The organism is Pseudomonas sp. IPO3749 (assembly GCF_013386605.1).
GTDB lineage: Bacteria > Pseudomonadota > Gammaproteobacteria > Pseudomonadales > Pseudomonadaceae > Aquipseudomonas > Aquipseudomonas azotoformans_A.
Genome location: NZ_JACARN010000056.1, coordinates 53,316 through 69,678, shown reverse-complemented (window position 1 = coordinate 69,678; position 16,363 = coordinate 53,316). Strand labels below are relative to the sequence as shown.

16 protein-coding genes are annotated in these 16,363 nt (G+C 61.8%); 9 read left to right on the top strand and 7 right to left on the bottom strand.

The window, feature by feature from the left end:
* Window positions 1-438, top strand: a 438-nt coding sequence (locus HX812_RS21700; protein WP_177128192.1) for a hypothetical protein, incomplete at its 5' end; no start/stop codon positions are given.
* Here the strand turns inward: HX812_RS21700 and HX812_RS21695 are convergent.
* Window positions 435-902 carry a TIGR02444 family protein gene (locus HX812_RS21695; RefSeq protein ID WP_038848632.1) on the bottom strand — a complete coding sequence of 156 codons (468 nt, stop codon included), beginning with the start codon at window positions 900-902 and terminating at the stop codon, window positions 435-437. The two genes, HX812_RS21700 and HX812_RS21695, sit on opposite strands and share 4 nt — an antisense overlap.
* A gap of 50 nt (window positions 903-952) precedes the next feature.
* On the opposite strand from HX812_RS21695, the gene HX812_RS21690 reads away from it, so the two are divergent.
* From HX812_RS21690 to HX812_RS21680, 3 genes are all read left to right on the top strand, one after another.
* Entirely contained in the window at window positions 953-2,863 is a 1,911-nt protein-coding gene (locus tag HX812_RS21690) for an ATP-binding cassette domain-containing protein (RefSeq protein ID WP_038848635.1), read from the top strand.
* Window positions 2,863-3,435 (top strand): mechanosensitive ion channel family protein, encoded by a 573-nt coding sequence (locus HX812_RS21685; protein ID WP_010207425.1) that lies wholly within the window; start codon window positions 2,863-2,865, stop codon window positions 3,433-3,435. The genes HX812_RS21690 and HX812_RS21685 overlap by 1 nt, the downstream gene beginning before the upstream one ends.
* 88 nt (window positions 3,436-3,523) lie before the next feature.
* Window positions 3,524-4,156 (top strand): LysE family transporter, encoded by a 633-nt coding sequence (locus HX812_RS21680; RefSeq protein ID WP_038848637.1) that lies wholly within the window; start codon window positions 3,524-3,526, stop codon window positions 4,154-4,156.
* Window positions 4,157-4,295: 139 nt separating this feature from the next.
* On the opposite strand, the gene HX812_RS21675 is transcribed toward HX812_RS21680, so the two are convergent.
* Genes HX812_RS21675 through HX812_RS21660 form a run of 4 tightly spaced genes read right to left on the bottom strand, consistent with a single transcriptional unit; the run spans window position 4,296 to window position 7,439 of the window.
* On the bottom strand, window positions 4,296-5,036 hold the full coding sequence (locus tag HX812_RS21675; RefSeq protein WP_038844224.1) for a hypothetical protein: 741 nt from the start codon (window positions 5,034-5,036) through the stop codon (window positions 4,296-4,298).
* Window positions 5,037-5,039: 3 nt separating this feature from the next.
* Window positions 5,040-5,627 carry a penicillin-binding protein activator LpoB gene (gene lpoB / locus HX812_RS21670; RefSeq protein WP_038844225.1) on the bottom strand — a complete coding sequence of 196 codons (588 nt, stop codon included), beginning with the start codon at window positions 5,625-5,627 and terminating at the stop codon, window positions 5,040-5,042.
* Window positions 5,628-5,662: 35 nt separating this feature from the next.
* Window positions 5,663-6,034 carry a YcfL family protein gene (locus HX812_RS21665; RefSeq protein ID WP_038844227.1) on the bottom strand — a complete coding sequence of 124 codons (372 nt, stop codon included), beginning with the start codon at window positions 6,032-6,034 and terminating at the stop codon, window positions 5,663-5,665.
* A gap of 10 nt (window positions 6,035-6,044) precedes the next feature.
* Window positions 6,045-7,439 carry a COG3014 family protein gene (locus tag HX812_RS21660; RefSeq protein WP_038844229.1) on the bottom strand — a complete coding sequence of 465 codons (1,395 nt, stop codon included), beginning with the start codon at window positions 7,437-7,439 and terminating at the stop codon, window positions 6,045-6,047.
* Window positions 7,440-7,695: 256 nt separating this feature from the next.
* On the opposite strand from HX812_RS21660, the gene HX812_RS21655 reads away from it, so the two are divergent.
* The gene (locus HX812_RS21655; RefSeq protein ID WP_038844231.1) at window positions 7,696-9,591 is read left to right on the top strand and encodes an FTR1 family protein; all 1,896 of its coding nucleotides are present in this window, start codon (window positions 7,696-7,698) and stop codon (window positions 9,589-9,591) included.
* A gap of 1 nt (window position 9,592) precedes the next feature.
* Window positions 9,593-10,048, top strand: coding sequence for a YaiI/YqxD family protein (locus tag HX812_RS21650; protein WP_038844233.1), 456 nt, complete (start codon window positions 9,593-9,595; stop codon window positions 10,046-10,048).
* Between the two features lie 121 nt (window positions 10,049-10,169).
* On the opposite strand, the gene elbB is transcribed toward HX812_RS21650, so the two are convergent.
* Complete coding sequence (elbB, locus tag HX812_RS21645; protein ID WP_016975848.1) at window positions 10,170-10,835, bottom strand: isoprenoid biosynthesis glyoxalase ElbB; 666 nt, start codon at window positions 10,833-10,835, stop codon at window positions 10,170-10,172.
* Window positions 10,836-10,951: 116 nt separating this feature from the next.
* Here elbB and HX812_RS21640 point away from each other — a divergent pair, with 116 nt between their 5' ends.
* Window positions 10,952-12,187 carry a sterol desaturase family protein gene (locus HX812_RS21640; protein ID WP_038843225.1) on the top strand — a complete coding sequence of 412 codons (1,236 nt, stop codon included), beginning with the start codon at window positions 10,952-10,954 and terminating at the stop codon, window positions 12,185-12,187.
* Here HX812_RS21640 and HX812_RS21635 read toward each other — a convergent pair.
* A complete protein-coding gene (locus HX812_RS21635; protein WP_033897595.1) occupies window positions 12,168-12,803 on the bottom strand; it encodes a DedA family protein in 636 nt (211 codons plus the stop codon). The two genes, HX812_RS21640 and HX812_RS21635, sit on opposite strands and share 20 nt — an antisense overlap.
* Before the next feature lie 208 nt (window positions 12,804-13,011).
* Here HX812_RS21635 and hemB point away from each other — a divergent pair, with 208 nt between their 5' ends.
* Both hemB and ppk1 read left to right on the top strand, forming a co-directional pair.
* Window positions 13,012-14,025: a porphobilinogen synthase gene (gene hemB / locus HX812_RS21630; RefSeq protein ID WP_038843222.1), complete on the top strand. Its 1,014-nt coding sequence runs from the start codon at window positions 13,012-13,014 to the stop codon at window positions 14,023-14,025.
* 18 nt (window positions 14,026-14,043) lie between these two features.
* Complete coding sequence (gene ppk1, locus HX812_RS21625) at window positions 14,044-16,266, top strand: polyphosphate kinase 1 (RefSeq protein ID WP_038843219.1); 2,223 nt, start codon at window positions 14,044-14,046, stop codon at window positions 16,264-16,266.
* Window positions 16,267-16,363 lie beyond the last annotated feature (97 nt).

Sequence of the window (16,363 nt, the reverse complement as noted above, 5' to 3'; positions counted from 1 at the left end):
GCTGCTGCAAAACCAGCCGCTAAGCCAGCTGCCAAAACTGCTGCTGCGAAACCGGCCGCCAAGCCAGCTGCTAAACCTGCTGCTGCTAAACCTGCTGCTGCAAAACCAGCCGCCAAGCCAGTTGCTAAAACGGCTGCTGCTAAGCCAGCCGCGAAGCCAGCAGCCAAACCTGCTGCTGCTAAGCCAGCCGCGAAGCCAGCAGCCAAACCTGCTGCTGCGAAACCAGCCGCCAAGCCAGTTGCTAAAACTGCCGCTGCGAAACCAGCCGCGAAGCCAGCTGCCAAACCCGCCGCTGCAAAACCAGCTGCCGCAAAACCAGCACCGGCCAAGCCAGCAACGCCTGCTGCTACCCCGGTAGCGTCCACTGCTCCAACTGCACCGGCCAGCAGCACGCCTGCCCCGGTAGCGCCAAGCACCACTCCAACCAGCGCTTCCTAAGTGTTGGTGACCACGACGCGCAGCTGTTGCAGCGCGTCGTGGTCAAGGTTGGCGGCATCCTCAGCCGCCAGTCCTTCCAGCCATCGTTGCTGACCCATCGCATCACCCATCTGCCACAGTTGCGCCAACGCTTCCAGGCGCGCCAGCAACTGCTGTTCGGCGTCCAGCTCCAGGGCTTTGACTCGCTCGCGTAACCCCGCCAAATCCTCATCCTGCTGCGCCATGGCGCGCCATTGAGTGCGTAGGTGTCTTAGCGGCTCGATCACGGCTGTCTGCCAAGGCCTGGCGACCTGTTTCAGCGCCCGTATGCGCTCGACGGTCACTGTCACGGCACGCTGCTCCAACCACGCGCCACACAACAACAGGCACACGTCTGCACCTTGCGCCTGCAAACGCAGGCAAGCGGCTTCGCACCCTGGGCGGGCGTAAGTCGAGAGGGCAAAGCTCCACAGGTCAGCGCACATATTCACACCCAAGCCAGCGGCGAACGAAGCTGGTAGACTCCGCCGCCATTATGATCCGACTTCAAAGCCTAACATTACAGCGTGGCCCGCAACGTCTTCTCGAAGACGCCGAGCTGACCCTGCACGCCGGTCACAAAGCCGGCCTGATCGGTGCCAACGGCGCCGGCAAATCCACGTTGTTCGCCCTGTTGCTGGGTGAGCTGACCCCGGATTCCGGGGACTGCTTGCTGCCGGCCGACTGGCGCATCGCCCATATGCGCCAGGAGATCGACACCCTGGACCGCATCGCGATCGACTACGTGCTCGATGGCGACCTGCGCCTGCGCCAGGTGCAACACGACCTGGCCGAGGCCGAGAAAGCCCAGGACGGCGCCGCCCAGGCTCGCCTGCATGCGGAACTCGACAGTGCCGACGGCTACACCGCCGATGCCCGCGCCCGCAAGATGCTCGCCGGCCTTGGCTTTACCAACGAGCAGATGGACCGCCCGGTTGCCGACTTCTCCGGCGGCTGGCGCATGCGCCTGAACCTGGCCCAGGCGCTGATGTGCCCGTCCGACCTGCTGCTGCTCGATGAGCCCACCAACCACTTGGACCTCGATGCGATCCTGTGGCTGGAAGACTTCCTCAAGAGTTACCAGGGCACCTTGCTGCTGATTTCCCACGACCGGGATTTCCTCGACGCCGTGGTCGACAACATCGCCCACGTCGAACAGAAGAAAATCACGCTGTACCGTGGCGGCTACACCGCGTTCGAACGTGCTCGTGCCGAACGCCTGGCCCAGCAGCAACAGGCGTTCGAGAAGCAACAGGCGCAACGTGCGCACATGGAAAGCTACATCGCCCGCTTCAAGGCCCAGGCCACCAAGGCCCGCCAGGCCCAAAGCCGGATCAAGGCCCTGGAGCGCATGGAGGAGCTGTCGGCGGCCCACGTCGATTCGCCGTTCGACTTCGTGTTTCGCGAGTCGGTGAAGATCTCCAGCCCGTTGCTGGATCTCTCCGATGCGCGCCTGGGTTATGGCGACAAAACCATCCTGGAAAAAGTGAAGCTGCAACTCACACCGGGTGCGCGCATTGGTTTGCTCGGCCCTAACGGTGCGGGCAAGTCGACGCTGATCAAGAACCTGTCGGGTGAGCTGTCGCCATTGGCCGGCCGCTTGACCCGTGGCGAGAACACGGTGGTGGGCTACTTCGCCCAGCATCAGCTGGACTCTCTCGATTCCAAGGCCAGCCCGTTGCTGCACCTGCAGCGCCTGGCGCCAACCGAGCGCGAGCAGACGCTGCGCGATTTCCTCGGCGGTTTCGACTTCCGTGGCGCGCGCATCGACGAGCCGGTGCTGAACTTCTCCGGCGGCGAAAAAGCCCGCCTGGCCCTGGCATTGATCGCCTGGGACCGTCCGAACCTGCTGCTGCTCGACGAACCGACCAACCACCTGGACTTGGAAATGCGCCTGGCGCTGACCATGGCGCTGCAGGAGTTCAGCGGCGCGGTACTGGTGGTGTCTCACGATCGCCATTTGCTCAAAAGCACCACGGATAACTTCCTGCTGGTGGCGGACGGCAAAGTCGAGGAATTCGACGGCGACCTGGACGACTACGCGCGCTGGCTGACGGACTACCGCCTGCGCAACGCGCCGGTCAGCAACACCCCGGTCAACCCGGACAAGACCGACAAAAAGGCCCAGCGCCAAGCTGCCGCCGCCTTGCGTCAGCAATTGGCGCCGCACAAACGTGAGGCTGACAAGCTGGAAGCCGAGCTGGGCAAGGTGCATGAGCGCCTGGCCAAGATCGAAGCCAGCCTGGGCGACAGCGCCGTCTACGAGGCCGCCCGCAAGGACGAACTGCGCGACCTGCTGGCCGAACAGGCCAAGCTCAAGGTGCGTGAAGGGCAATTGGAGGAAACCTGGATGGAAGCCCTCGAACTGCTCGAAACCCTGCAAGCGGAGCTGGAGGCGTTGTCCTGATGGAAGCGTTGCAGCTGCCGATACCGACACAGTGGGTCGAGCCCGTCTGGGTTGGCGTGCAAATCCTGCTGATCCTGCTGGCGGGTTACCTTGCCCAGCGTTTTGTCGCCAAAGGCCTGACCCGCCTGGGCGAGCGCTACCCGTTCCCGCCGCAGTTGCTGATGCCGCTGCGCGGTGGCTTGCGCTGGCTGATCATGGGCAGTGCGCTGATCTTCGTGCTGGGCCGCCTGGGTGTGTCCGCCACGGTGCTGTGGACGGCGTTGTCCGGGTTTGTCGCGGTTGCAGCCGTGGCGTTCTTCGCCATGTGGTCGGTGTTGTCCAACCTGCTGTGCGCCATCCTGATCTTCACCGTCGGGCCGTTTCGCCTGGGCGATATCGTCGAATTGGTGGATACGGTCGACAAACCAGGGGTGAAGGGCCGGGTCGTGGCGATCAATCTGCTCTACACCACGTTGATCGAAGTGGCAGAAGCGGGGACTGACAGCGCGATGGTGCAAGTGCCCAACAGCCTGTTTTTCCAGCGTTCGGTGCGGCGTTGGCCAGGCACCCATGTGTTTCCGGGCGACCGCTAGCATTCACATCTTGTAAAAATCTATAGCCAGCCTTTGGTCGGCGGAGTTAGCTTAAGGCACAACCGCAAACTCCCTCCTGAGGTGTGCAATGGCACTCGATACGTGGCTGGCCTTTTTCCTGGCCAGTTGGATCATCTCCCTTTCCCCCGGCGCTGGCGCCATCGCCTCGATGTCCAGCGGCCTGCAATATGGTTTCCTGCGCGGTTACTGGAACGCGATTGGCCTGCAATTGGGCCTGGCGATGCAGATTGCCGTCGTTGCTTGCGGCCTGGGTGCCATCCTGGCGACATCCTCCACCGCGTTCTATGCAATCAAATGGTTTGGCGTGGCGTACCTGGTGTATCTGGCCATCAAGCAATGGCGCGCGTTGCCCATGGACATGACCGATGACGCGGCCGTGCGCCCGATCGGCAAGCCGATGGCGATGATGTTCCGTGGTTTCCTGGTGAATGCCAGCAACCCCAAGGCCCTGGTGTTCATGCTGGCGGTGTTGCCGCAGTTCGTGAACCCGCAGGCGCCGCTGCTGATCCAGTACCTGATCCTGGGTGCGACGATGATCTGCGTCGATATGGTGGTGATGGCGGGGTATACGGGGCTGGCGTCGAAGGTATTGCGCCTGTTGCGTACGCCTAAACAACAGAAGCGTATGAACCGTACGTTTGCCGGGTTGTTTGTTGGGGCGGCTGGCCTCCTTGCCAGCCTGCACCGTGCGACAGCGTAACTGACGCAATCGGATCAAAATGTGGGAGCGGGCTTGCTCGCGAATGCGGTGGACCAGTCGATGAATATGTTGACTGACACTTCGCATTCGCGAGCAAGCCCGCTCCCACTTTGATTTGTGTAAGTCGAACCGCCGAATTTCAGCGCAGAATCTTCGGCGCTTCATCCCTCGGTAGGTTGTTGCGCAACGGCGGTTGGCCCTGGTCTTGATACCCGCCCCCCAACTGCTCCGCCAGCTGGCGCGCCACATCCTCACCCAGTGCTTTCGACACGTCCTTCACCACGCGCGGCCGGTTCAGGCTCACGCGTACATCGCGGCTGTTCACCAGCTTGGTGTCCTGGCCTTCGCCCATCGCGGTGAACGCCGAGGTGATTTCGTAGGTACGCGTGTTGATCAGGCTGAAATCCGCCACCAGCGTCAGGCCCAGCACAGCCGAATAGCTGTTGGTGTGGTCCAGGGCGTTGATGTCCTGGGTGAAGTCGATGTCCGACAGGGTGCCGAACAACACGTAGTCGGCGCCCTTGAAGTGACCGGCCTTGATGCGCTTGATCACGTCGTAGACGTCACCCTTGGCATCGGCGGTGTAGGGTGTGCCCTGTACCAGCTGGAACTGGCGCGACTTGAGGATCTCGCCCTTGATATCGCCGCTGAATTTACGCAGCTCGGTCTGTTCGATGTAGCGGGTACGGCTTTCGTACTCGCTGTAGTTCGACGCACCGCTGGCGTGGTAGGCGCTTGCCTGGAAGTTGTTGCTGGCCGACACCTGGTGGATGTATTCCTCGACCCGCGCCTCATAGGCCAGGTCGGTCACCGCGATCTTCGGGGCGGCCGAGGCGCCAAAGGCGCACAGCAGGCCGATCATGCCGATCCATGCACGCATTGCTTAGCGCTCCGTGGTCTTGCGGATTTCTTTTTCGTCCATCCATTCGGCCAGGCCGCTCTCGACGTCGACCAGTTGCAGGCTGAATTTGTAGAACACGTCCTTGTAGTCCGAGCTGCGCTTGACGATGGAGCTGATGGAGCCTTCCAGGCGGTACTTGGCGGCGACCATGTTGCCGGTCTTGCTGACAGTGGACTTCTTGTACAGGCCGCTCTGGTTTTGCAGCTTGAGCTGGTCGACCTGGCTCTGCATGTCGGCGTTGTCGCTGGCGAAGCGGGCGGTGCCGGTCTTCATAAGCTGGGTCTTGATCGACGTGGTGATCTCGCGGGTATCGATGTACTCGCTGGTCTTGTTCTTCACGTCATACACCTGCACCACCGGGCGGCCCTGCAGGATGCCGGACTGGGCGAGGGAGCGGGTCATGCTTTCGGCGATCATCTGCAGGTCGGTGGAGCCGAACTCGTTGGTGATCGTTTCCACGGCCTTGGTGTCGCCGTAGTTGATGTTCTTGCTGCCCAGTACAGGCGAGGTGTTGGAGCAACCGCTGGCCAGCAGGGCAACCACGGCGAGGATCGAGAAGCGTGCAAACATGGGGAATTCTCTCTGAAACGTAGAAGGGGAACGGCTCAAGGCGTCTTCACTTCAAGGCGGAAGTCCGCCGCCTGGGGCAGGTTGGCAATGGCCGGCAGGAAGGTCGCCTGGTTGGCGTACAGGTTCAGCACTTTCCAGGTTTCTTCGTCGCCTACCGGGAAGCCGTCCGCTCCCAACCAGGCGAAGCGGTAATACATCGTCTGGTTACTGCTGGTGATGTTGCTCAACTGCACCTTGGCAGTCAGGAAGCCGTTTTCGCGCGCAACGCGGATGGCACCGACGGCGATGCCCTTGAACTTGCCCATCACCACGATTTTGCTGGCGGCGCTGCCAGGCTCCGGTGGTGGCGGGGTGGCGCAGCCGGCCAGCAGGACCAGCGCCAGGGCGCCGAGGATGAAATGACGCATAGCGTGCTCCTTAAGGTTGTTTGAGGGCGATGGCCTGGGTGGCGGTGCTCGGCACCACATGGGCGGCCAGGCCACCGGCGAATACCTGGTTGCCCACCACGCGCAGGGTGATCACCTGATAACGCTGGTCAGCCTTGACCGTCACCAGCGTGCCGCCCAGGGCGTTGGGCAGGCTGACCTGGTGCTCGCCGTGCTTGAGGCGCAGGCGCGTCACCTGGGTCATGTCCGGCAGGGTGCGCCAGGTGCGGGTGTCTGCACCTTCAGTGACTGCCGAGGCGATACCCAGCACCAGGCCCGCCATGGGGTTGGTCTTGTTCAGGTTGTTTTGCGCCACGCCACGGGTGACTGCACGCACCGTGGTGCGCAGGATGATCCCTGGCATGTCATCGCGCAGGGCACGGCGGGACATGGCCGTGGTGCTGTTGAGTGCGGTGAGGTTCTGTTGCTGGCCGTCGACGCCGATCTGGGCGAAGGTCGCGGTGGACGTATCGGCCTTGATCACCGGGAACGACAGCGGGGTGATCACCAGATTGCCGTTGATCGGGATCGGAATCGGCAGGCGAATCGAGTCGCGGGCCGGCGCCAGGCCACTTTGCACCACGATCAGCACATCGGTTTCATCGGCGCCGACCTTGGATTTGTCCAGGTCCAGCAAGGCCTGTTCAAGTAACGGTGTATTGGGGCGCAACTCGGCCGCCTTGCGGTAACCGGGGGCCGCCAGGTCCTTCTCGTCCAGGGCTTCGTAGACGAAACCGGCCAGGTAATGGCTGAACGCGCTCTGGTAGCTGTTCTTCAGGCCGACCACTTCCGGCGCGTCGAGGGCTGCCACCGGGTAGCCGTGCAGGTCTTTCATCTGGGTGGCCACGCCTTCACGCTCGGCTTCGTCCTCGCGCTTGAGGTATTCCTTATCGCGCAGGTCCGCGATCACCGCTTCGCGTTCGTGGGTCTTCTTGATCTCGGTGCGTGCGCCATCGAAGTCGTTCAAGGCCAGCAGGTTCAAGGCCATCTGCGTGGTCAGCATGACCTTCTCGTAGTCATAACCTTCGTAGCGCCGCACCTTGTCGTTGGCGAGGAAACTGCCGAACTGGGCCAGGTACTTGGCACTGTCGAACTTGACCGCCTCTTCCCATTTGTAGACTTGCAGGTCAGCACTGCGCCAGGCGGTCTGACTCCCCGTCAAATCACCCTTGGCCCGCAGCAACTCACCCTTCTCGAAGAAATAGAGCAAGTCCTTGTCTTCACCCGTGTTGTTCTTCTCCAGCAGCGTCAACGCCGCGTCGACATTCCCGGTGACCAACTGCTGATTGGTCGCCTGCAACTCGGTGTCATAGCTGCGAAACATCGAACAGCCCGACAACAACGTCACCGCCAAGAGCGCAAGCAAAGGTAAAGCGCGAAATGCCATGCAAACATCTTCCCTGAAAGTGTCAACCGATGTGGTTATTCCTCATAAAAACAAGGAACGAAATTCCCTTTCGCACTAACAGGGCGCGGCATTATAAGCACCATTACTGGCAAAACAATGGCTATTTGCCCCCTAAAAACGCCACCACCCGCTCCTAAATGCCCCGCCTCTAAGAACACCAAATCACTTTCGCCTTGAGTCAAACCCTTTAAGCCTTAACAATGTGTTACTTCGTATTTCCATTTGAGATTCGTTCATGACTGCCCCCTTCCGTTTTCTCGCCTGGCTGATGCTGCCGGCGTTGATGTCGTGCAGCGTCAACCTGTTGGCCGCAACTGCCGAGGGCGCCCCGCAAGCCCTGCATTTGCTCGACTACATTGGCGCTGACTACCCACCGACGGTGGAGGCGGGCAAGGTTATCGATGAATCCGAATACCGCGAACAGGTGGAGTTTCTCGGGGTGTTGCAAGGGTTGGTGGCAGAGTTGCCTCAGCGCCCGGAGCGCGCGGCGTTGGTCAAAGGTGTCGATGAACTGTTAGCGGCGGTAACTGCCCATCAGGACGGCGCAACGGTTGCTCGGCAAGCCCGGCAATTAGGTGCCCAACTGGCAGTGGCCTATGAAGTCAGCCAGGCCCCGGCAATCACCCCTGATCCAACGCGAGGTGCGCCGCTTTATGCCCAGCATTGCTCGGTGTGCCACGGCACCGCGGGCGCCGGTGATGGCCCGGCCAGCGTCGGCATGACGCCGCCACCGGCCAATCTGCGCGACCCTGTGCGCCTGGACCGCTTGAGCCTCTATGCGATCTACAACACCCTCGGCCTGGGCGTCGAAGGCACCGACATGCCGTCCTTCGCCGATCAACTGGACGACCGTCAGCGCTGGGACCTGGCCACCTATATCGCCGGTTTCACTGCAGACCCGGCCGCCGCGAAAAGCGAGCAACCGTTCAACCTCGCCGACCTGGCACGCCAGACGCCGAACGAAGTCCTGGCCGCCAACGGTGAAGCTGCCGCCACGACATTCCGTGCCCAGCGTGCGCAACCGCCGCAGGTCAAGCGTGGCCCGGCGCAGCTGCTCGACTACACCGCCACCACCCTGGACAAGAGCCTGGCCGCATTCCGTAACGGCGACCACGAGCAGGCTTACGACCTGTCGGTAGCCGCGTACCTGGAAGGCTTTGAGCTGGTGGAAAGCTCGCTGGATAACGTCGACGCCAACGTGCGCAAAGACACCGAGAAGGCGCTGATGGCCTATCGGCAGTCGTTGCAGGACGGTTTGCCGGTCGAGCAGGTGCAGCAGCGCCTGGACCTGGCCAAAGGCAAGCTCACCGAGTCCGCTGGCTTGCTGGGCAGCGATGGCCTGAGCTGGTCGCTGAGCTACATCTCCGGCTTGCTGATCCTGCTGCGTGAAGGCCTGGAAGCCATCCTGGTGCTGGCCGCGATCCTCGCGTTCCTGCGCAACACCGGCCAGCAGTCGGCGGTGCGCAGCGTCAACGTGGGTTGGGGTCTGGCGCTGTTGGCGGGTCTGGCGACCTGGGCGCTCGCCGCGTATGTGATTGACGTGAGCGGCGCCCAGCGCGAGTTGCTGGAAGGCTGCACGGCGCTGTTCGCCAGTGTGATGGTGCTGTGGCTCGGCGTGTGGATGCACGACCGCCGCCACGCCGCCGCCTGGCAGGATTACATCAAGAGTAGCCTGGTAGGCGGGGGTGGACGGTTCGGCTTTGCGATGCTGGCGTTCTTCTCGGTGTACCGCGAGCTGTTCGAAGTGATCCTGTTCTACGAAACCCTGTGGCTGCAAGCCGGCCCGGCCGGGCACAACGCCGTGCTGGCGGGCGGGGCGACGGCGTTGGTGCTGTTGGTGGGCCTGGCATGGGTGATCCTGCGCGGTTCGGCGAAGCTGCCGCTGGCGCTGTTCTTCGGCATCAACGCGGCGTTGCTGTGTGCGCTGTCGGTGGTGTTCGCCGGGCATGGCGTGAAGGCGTTGCAGGAAGCCGGCATCTTCGGTACGCGGCCGGTGGCGTTCTTTGACTTCGACTGGTTGGGCATCCACGCCGATGCGTACTCGCTGAGTGCGCAGGCTGTGGCGATCCTGGCGATTGTGGTGCTGTATGGTCGCAGTCGGTTGGCCGAGAAACGCCGAGTGGCGGCCTGACATGCGCGTGTGGATCGATGCCGACGCCTGTCCTCGGGCAGCCAAGGACCAAGTGGTGAAGTTCGCCCTCAAGCGTCAGTTCGAGGTGGTGCTGGTGGCCGGGCAGAGCCAGATCAAGCCGAGTTTCGCGTGTGTGAAGCTGATCGTGGTGCCCAGCGGCCCGGATGCGGCGGACGACTACCTGGTGGAGTACGCGGTGCCGGGCGAGTTGGTGATCTGCAGCGATGTGCCGTTGGCCGACCGTCTGGTGAAAAAGGGCGTCACCGCCCTCGATCCACGGGGCAAGGAGTTCAGCCCGGCAAACATGAGCGAACGCCTGGCGGTGCGTAACCTGTTCACGGATCTGCGGGAGCAAGGCCAGATGGGCGGTGGTCCACCGCCCCATGGCGAGAAGGAAAAGCAGGCGTTTGCCAATGCCCTGGATCGCATTCTCACTCGCTTGATGCGCCAACCCTGACCTGTGGCGAGGGAGCTTGCTCCCGTTGGGCTGCGTAGCGGCCCCAAAATCTTGGGAGCGCTTCGCACTCCAGCGGGAGCAAGCTCCCTCGCCACAGAAGCTCCCTTGCCACCACAGGTGTTCAGTCGTTTTCGTGGGTCAACTCCAGCACCCGGTCCACCAACTTGTTGATCCCCGAAGCGACCTCGCTGATGTTCTTGCCGAGCATATAGGCCGGCGTGCTCACCAGTTTGCGCGCCTTATCCTCGACAATATCTTCCACCGTGCATTCCTGGTGAGTGGCGCCCATCTTGTCCAGCGCGGCGGCGGTGTCGGCACAGTTGCCGATGGTGCAGGTCACGCCCGGGCCATAGATCTTCGCCGCCAGGGCCGGCGAGATGCAGATTAGCCCCACCGGCTTGCCCGCTTCGGCAAAGGCCTCGGCCAGCTCCAGCACCTGTGGGTTGACGCTGCAGCCTGCGCCTTCCACGGCAAAGTTCGACAGATTCTTCGCCGCGCCAAACCCGCCGGGCACGATCAGCGCATCAAAATCTTCGGCATTGGCTTCGCGGATGTCTTTCACATCACCGCGGGCAATTCGGGCCGACTCCACCAGCACATTGCGCGACTCGGGCATCTCTTCGCCGGTGAGGTGGTTGATCACATGCAACTGCGCGATGTTGGGGGCAAAACATTGGACCTGAGCGCCGCGCTGGTCCAGGCGCAGCAAGGTGATCACGCTTTCGTGGATCTCTGCGCCGTCGTACACGCCGCAGCCGGAAAGGATCACTGCAATCTTTTTGCTCATGGGCATTTCTCCTGGGGTCTTGGCGTTAAATGTCTACTAATTTGTCATCTGTTGCCAATGGGATCTCGCGTCGCTGCACCTAATCTTGATGTAACAAAAATAGACCGGACCAGACCATGGACTTCGTGCCTTACGCGGTACCGTTTTTCATCGCCTTGATCGTGATAGAGCTGCTTGCCGACCGCTGGCGCGGCGAGCGCAACTACCGGGTGGCGGATGCCATCAACAGCCTCAGCACCGGTGTGTTGTCCACCACCACGGGGCTGCTGACCAAGGGCGTGGGGCTGCTGACCTACGCGTTCGCCCTTAAACATCTTGCATTGATTGATCTGCCGGCCCAAAGCGTCTGGACCTGGGTGTTCGCCTTTGTGTTCTACGACTTCTGCTACTACTGGCTGCACCGTATGGGCCATGAACGCAATATCCTGTGGGCCGCGCACTCGGTGCATCACCAGAGCGAGGACTACAACCTCAGCACCGCCCTGCGCCAGACCAGCACCGGCTTCCTGCTGAGCTGGATCTTCTACCTGCCCCTGGCAGTCCTTGGCGTGCCATTGGTGGTGTTTATCAGCGTGGCGTCGCTCAATCTGCTCTATCAATTCTGGGTGCATACCCGGCACGTGCCGAAGCTTGGGTGGTATGAATGGTTTTTCGTGACGCCATCCAATCATCGCGCCCACCATGCGCAGAACGCTCTCTACATGGATCGCAATTACGGCGGGGTGTTCATTATTTGGGACCGGCTGTTCGGCACCTTCCAGGAAGAAGACGACAACGAACCAGTAATTTTCGGCGTGACCACGCCCTTGGCCAGCTGGAATCCGCTGTGGGCCAACCTGCAGTTTTATGCGCAGTTGTGGAGTGATGCGCGGCGTACCGAGCGCTGGTGGGACAAGCTGCGCATCTGGTTCATGCGCACCGGCTGGCGCCCGGCGGACGTGAAGGCCAAGTACCCGTTGGCCAAGCATGACCTGACCCAGTTCCGTAAATTCGAAGTGCCGCTGGATGGGCGCCAGCAAGTCTACATCGCCCTGCAATTTGCGGCGTATGTGGGCTTTGGCAGCTATTTGATGAATTTCGGCGAAGGCTTGCCCACGGCGGCGCTGATCCTGGGGTGGAGTGCCATGGCGCTGGGGTTGTTTACCTTGGGAGTGGCGCTGGAAAATCGCCCGTGGGCGCTCAAGGCCGAGCTGTCGCGGCTGGTGCTGAATGTGCCGCTGGTGTGGCTGGCGCCGCTGGTTGGGCTATGGCCCGCCGGCAACCTGGGCTGGCTGGGCCTGCTGAGCTACAGCCTGCTCAGCGTGATCGGCCTCTACTGCTGCAGAAGCCGGTTTACTCGACTGGTGTCTTAGGCGTTTCGACCGGGACCGGCTCGGCGGCGAGCCGGGCCTTGGCCTCGGCACAGGCCTCGCGGGCGATACGTGCGTTCTTGATGCGGCGGCGCAGCCACAGGCCGAAGCCCAGTAGCAGCAACGCGCCCAGCACCCACAGCTCGTACTTCTTGATGCTGCCCAACATACCTTCCAGCACCGCGCCGAAGTGATAGGCCGCCGCGCCCAGGGCCAAGGCCCAGATCGCCGCGCCAATGCCGTTGAGGATCAGGTAGCGCAACGGCGGGTAGCCGGACAAACCTATCGCCACCGGCATCACTGTGCGCAAGCCGTAGACAAAGCGGAAGCTCAGTACCCAGATATCCGGGTGCTTGCGGATATGCTCCAGGGCCTTGTCGCCCATCAATTGCCAGCGCGGCTTGCGCGCCAACAGCTTGCGGCCGTGCTTGCGGCCCATGTAATACCAAAGCTGATCGCCGGCGTAGCTGCCGAAAAAGGCAACGACCACCACCAGGTTGATATCCATGTAGCCACGGAACGCCAGGAAGCCTGCGAGGACCAGAATAGTCTCGCCTTCAAAGAAGGTGCCCAGGAAGAGCGCAAAGTAGCCGAAGTCATGCAGAAATTGTTGAAGCATGGTCTGGGGTGCTGGCGAAATGAACGCGCAGCCTACGCCTTCACGAAGATTCATGAAAGTATCGAGATGTGTCACGAAGTGAACAATTCCTACGTAAATGACGAATGCGGCTACAGGTCGCATGCTTAAGCACAACTGTCATACCTTCGTCATAATGGCCGCTTATAACTGCAACGCTCGCCCGTGAACCCGGGCTCAGGAGTCTGTCGTGAGCTTTACCCCTGCCAATCGTCTGTTCCCTGCCACCCGTCTGCGTCGCAATCGCCGTGATGATTTTTCTCGCCGCCTGGTGCGTGAAAACGTACTGACGACCAACGATCTGATCCTGCCGGTCTTTGTGCTGGACGGGGAGAATCGTCGGGAAGCGGTGGCTTCGATGCCCGGTGTGGAGCGTTTGACCATTGACCTGCTGCTTGAAGAAGCCGCCGGTTGGGTTGAGCTGGGGATTCCGGCGCTGGCGCTGTTCCCGGTCACGCCGTCTGAACTCAAGAGCCTGGATGCTGCCGAAGCCTGGAACCCGCAAGGGATCGCCCAGCGCGCCACCCGTGCCCTGCGCGAGCGTTTCCCGGAGCTTGGGGTGATCACCGACGTGGCGCTGGACCCGTTCACCACCCACGGCCAGGATGGCATTCTGGACGAAGACGGCTATGTTCAAAACGACATCACCGTCGATGCACTGGTCAAGCAAGCCTTGTCCCACGCCGCCGCTGGCGCCCAGGTGGTTGCACCGTCGGACATGATGGACGGGCGCATCCAGGCGATTCGCGAAGCCCTGGAGCTGGCCGGTCACGTCAATGTGCGGATCATGGCCTATTCGGCCAAGTACGCCAGCGCCTACTACGGCCCGTTCCGCGATGCGGTGGGCTCGGCGTTGAACCTGGGCAAGGCCAACAAGGCTTCGTACCAGATGGACCCGGCCAACAGCCATGAAGCCCTGCACGAAGTGGCGGCCGACCTGGCCGAAGGGGCTGACATGGTGATGGTCAAGCCCGGGATGCCGTACCTGGACATCCTTTACCGGGTCAAAGAAGAATTCAAAGTGCCGACGTTTGTCTATCAGGTCAGCGGCGAGTACGCGATGCACATGGCTGCAATACAGAATGGATGGCTGAGTGAAAGGGTGATCCTAGAATCCCTGACAGCCTTTAAACGCGCCGGGGCTGATGGCATTCTGACCTACTTCGCCGCCCGCGCCGCCCAATTGCTTAGAGAGCAACAATAGCCCTCACAGGAACGTTCAATGAATACCGAAGGACTCTCAGAAGTTGCCGTAAAAGACGCTCACCCGGTGGTTGAACAAGTCACCGAGACCCCGCCTGAGCATGAGCCCGCCGCGCCTGCCGTGGTGGCCGAGCCGCCCGTGCCGGCCCCGGTGGCTGCGGTGACCAACCTGGATGACAGCAGCCTGTACATCCACCGCGAGCTGTCACAACTGCAATTCAACATCCGCGTGCTGGAACAGGCGCTGGATGAGTCCTACCCGCTGCTGGAGCGGCTGAAGTTCCTGCTGATCTTCTCCAGCAACCTGGACGAGTTCTTCGAGATCCGCGTCGCTGGCCTCAAGAAACAAATCACCTTCGCCCGTGAACAAGCTGGCGCCGACGGCCTGCAGCCGCACCAGGCCCTGGCGCGCATCAGCGAGCTGGTGCACGGCCATGTGGACCGCCAATACGCGATCCTCAACGACATCCTGTTACCGGAACTGGAGAAACACCAGGTCCGCTTTATCCGTCGCCGTCACTGGACCACCAAGATCAAGACGTGGGTGCGCCGTTACTTCCGTGACGAGATCTCGCCGATCATCACCCCGATCGGCCTCGACCCGACGCACCCGTTCCCGTTGCTGGTGAACAAGAGCCTCAACTTCATTGTCGAGCTGGAAGGTATCGACGCCTTCGGTCGCGATTCTGGCCTTGCCATCATCCCGGCCCCGCGCCTGTTGCCACGCATCATCAAGGTACCGGAAGAGGTGGGGGGCGCTGGCGATAACTATGTATTCCTTTCGTCGATGATCCACGCCCACGCCGATGACCTGTTCCAGGGCATGAAGGTAAAAGGCTGCTATCAGTTCCGCCTGACCCGAAACGCCGACCTGGCGCTGGACTCCGAAGACGTCGAAGACTTGGCCCGCGCCCTGCGCGGCGAGTTGTTCTCGCGACGCTACGGCGATGCGGTGCGTCTTGAAGTGGCCGACACCTGCCCGAAACACCTGTCGGACTACCTGCTCAAGCAGTTCAACCTGGCCGAATCCGAGCTGTACCAGGTCAACGGCCCGGTCAACCTGACGCGCCTGTTCAGCATCACCGGCCTGGACAGCCATCCGGAGCTGCAATACACGCTGTTCACGCCGCAGATCCCGAAACTGCTGCAAAACAGCGAGAACATTTTCAGCGTGGTGAGCAAGCAGGACATCCTGCTGCTGCACCCCTTCGAGTCCTTCACCCCGGTGGTCGACCTGCTGCGCCAGGCTGCCAAGGACCCGCACGTCTTGGCGGTACGCCAGACGTTGTACCGTTCCGGCGCCAACTCGGAAATCGTCGATGCACTGGTCGACGCTGCGCGTAACGGCAAGGAAGTCACGGCGGTGATCGAACTGCGTGCGCGCTTTGACGAAGAATCCAACCTGCAACTGGCCAGCCGTCTGCAAGCGGCGGGCGCGGTGGTGATCTACGGCGTGGTCGGCTTCAAGACCCACGCCAAGATGATGCTGATCCTGCGCCGCGAAGCCGGTGAGATCGTGCGTTACGCGCACTTGGGTACCGGCAACTACCACGCCGGCAACGCCAAGCTCTACACCGACTACAGCCTGCTGACCTCCGACGATGCCTTGTGCGAAGACGTCGGCAAGTTGTTCAGCCAGTTGATCGGCATGGGCAAGACCCTGCGCATGAAAAAGCTGCTGCACGCGCCGTTCACGCTCAAGAAGGGCATGCTCGACATGATTGCCCGCGAGACCCAGTTCGCCCTCGACGGCAAGCCGGCGCACATCATTGCCAAGTTCAACTCGCTGACCGATCCGAAGATCATCCGCGCGCTGTACAAGGCCAGCCAGTCCGGCGTGCGCATCGACCTGGTGGTGCGCGGCATGTGCTGCCTGCGTCCGGGTATTGTCGGCGTTTCGCACAACATCCATGTGCGCTCGATCATCGGTCGCTTCCTGGAACACACGCGGGTGTTCTACTTCCTCAACGGCGGCGAAGAGCAGATGTTCCTCTCCAGTGCCGACTGGATGGAGCGCAACCTCGATAAGCGTGTCGAGACGTGCTTCCCGGTGGAAGGCAAGAAGCTGATCATGCGGGTCAAGAAGGAGCTGGAAAGCTACCTCACCGACAACACCCACAGCTGGAGCCTGCAGTCGGACGGCCGCTATGTACGCAACACACCGACTGGCAACCAGAACCCGCGCAGCGCGCAGGCGACGTTGTTGGAGAAGTTGGGTAGCCCGATTCTGACGGTGAACTAACTCAATGTGGGGAGCGGGCTCTTGTGGCGAGGGAGCTTGCTCCCGCTGGGGTGCGAAGCAGCCCTAAAGCCAAACGCCGCATTCTGCCTGACAGAAT

Coding starts and splice junctions, on each gene's coding strand:
- HX812_RS21695 (WP_038848632.1), bottom strand. CDS start 902: ATGTGCGCTGACCTGTGGAGCTTTGCCCTCTCGACTTACGCCCGCCCA.
- HX812_RS21690 (WP_038848635.1), top strand. CDS start 953: ATGATCCGACTTCAAAGCCTAACATTACAGCGTGGCCCGCAACGTCTT.
- HX812_RS21685 (WP_010207425.1), top strand. CDS start 2,863: ATGGAAGCGTTGCAGCTGCCGATACCGACACAGTGGGTCGAGCCCGTC.
- HX812_RS21680 (WP_038848637.1), top strand. CDS start 3,524: ATGGCACTCGATACGTGGCTGGCCTTTTTCCTGGCCAGTTGGATCATC.
- HX812_RS21675 (WP_038844224.1), bottom strand. CDS start 5,036: ATGCGTGCATGGATCGGCATGATCGGCCTGCTGTGCGCCTTTGGCGCC.
- lpoB (WP_038844225.1), bottom strand. CDS start 5,627: ATGTTTGCACGCTTCTCGATCCTCGCCGTGGTTGCCCTGCTGGCCAGC.
- HX812_RS21665 (WP_038844227.1), bottom strand. CDS start 6,034: ATGCGTCATTTCATCCTCGGCGCCCTGGCGCTGGTCCTGCTGGCCGGC.
- HX812_RS21660 (WP_038844229.1), bottom strand. CDS start 7,439: ATGGCATTTCGCGCTTTACCTTTGCTTGCGCTCTTGGCGGTGACGTTG.
- HX812_RS21655 (WP_038844231.1), top strand. CDS start 7,696: ATGACTGCCCCCTTCCGTTTTCTCGCCTGGCTGATGCTGCCGGCGTTG.
- HX812_RS21650 (WP_038844233.1), top strand. CDS start 9,593: ATGCGCGTGTGGATCGATGCCGACGCCTGTCCTCGGGCAGCCAAGGAC.
- elbB (WP_016975848.1), bottom strand. CDS start 10,835: ATGAGCAAAAAGATTGCAGTGATCCTTTCCGGCTGCGGCGTGTACGAC.
- HX812_RS21640 (WP_038843225.1), top strand. CDS start 10,952: ATGGACTTCGTGCCTTACGCGGTACCGTTTTTCATCGCCTTGATCGTG.
- HX812_RS21635 (WP_033897595.1), bottom strand. CDS start 12,803: ATGCTTCAACAATTTCTGCATGACTTCGGCTACTTTGCGCTCTTCCTG.
- ppk1 (WP_038843219.1), top strand. CDS start 14,044: ATGAATACCGAAGGACTCTCAGAAGTTGCCGTAAAAGACGCTCACCCG.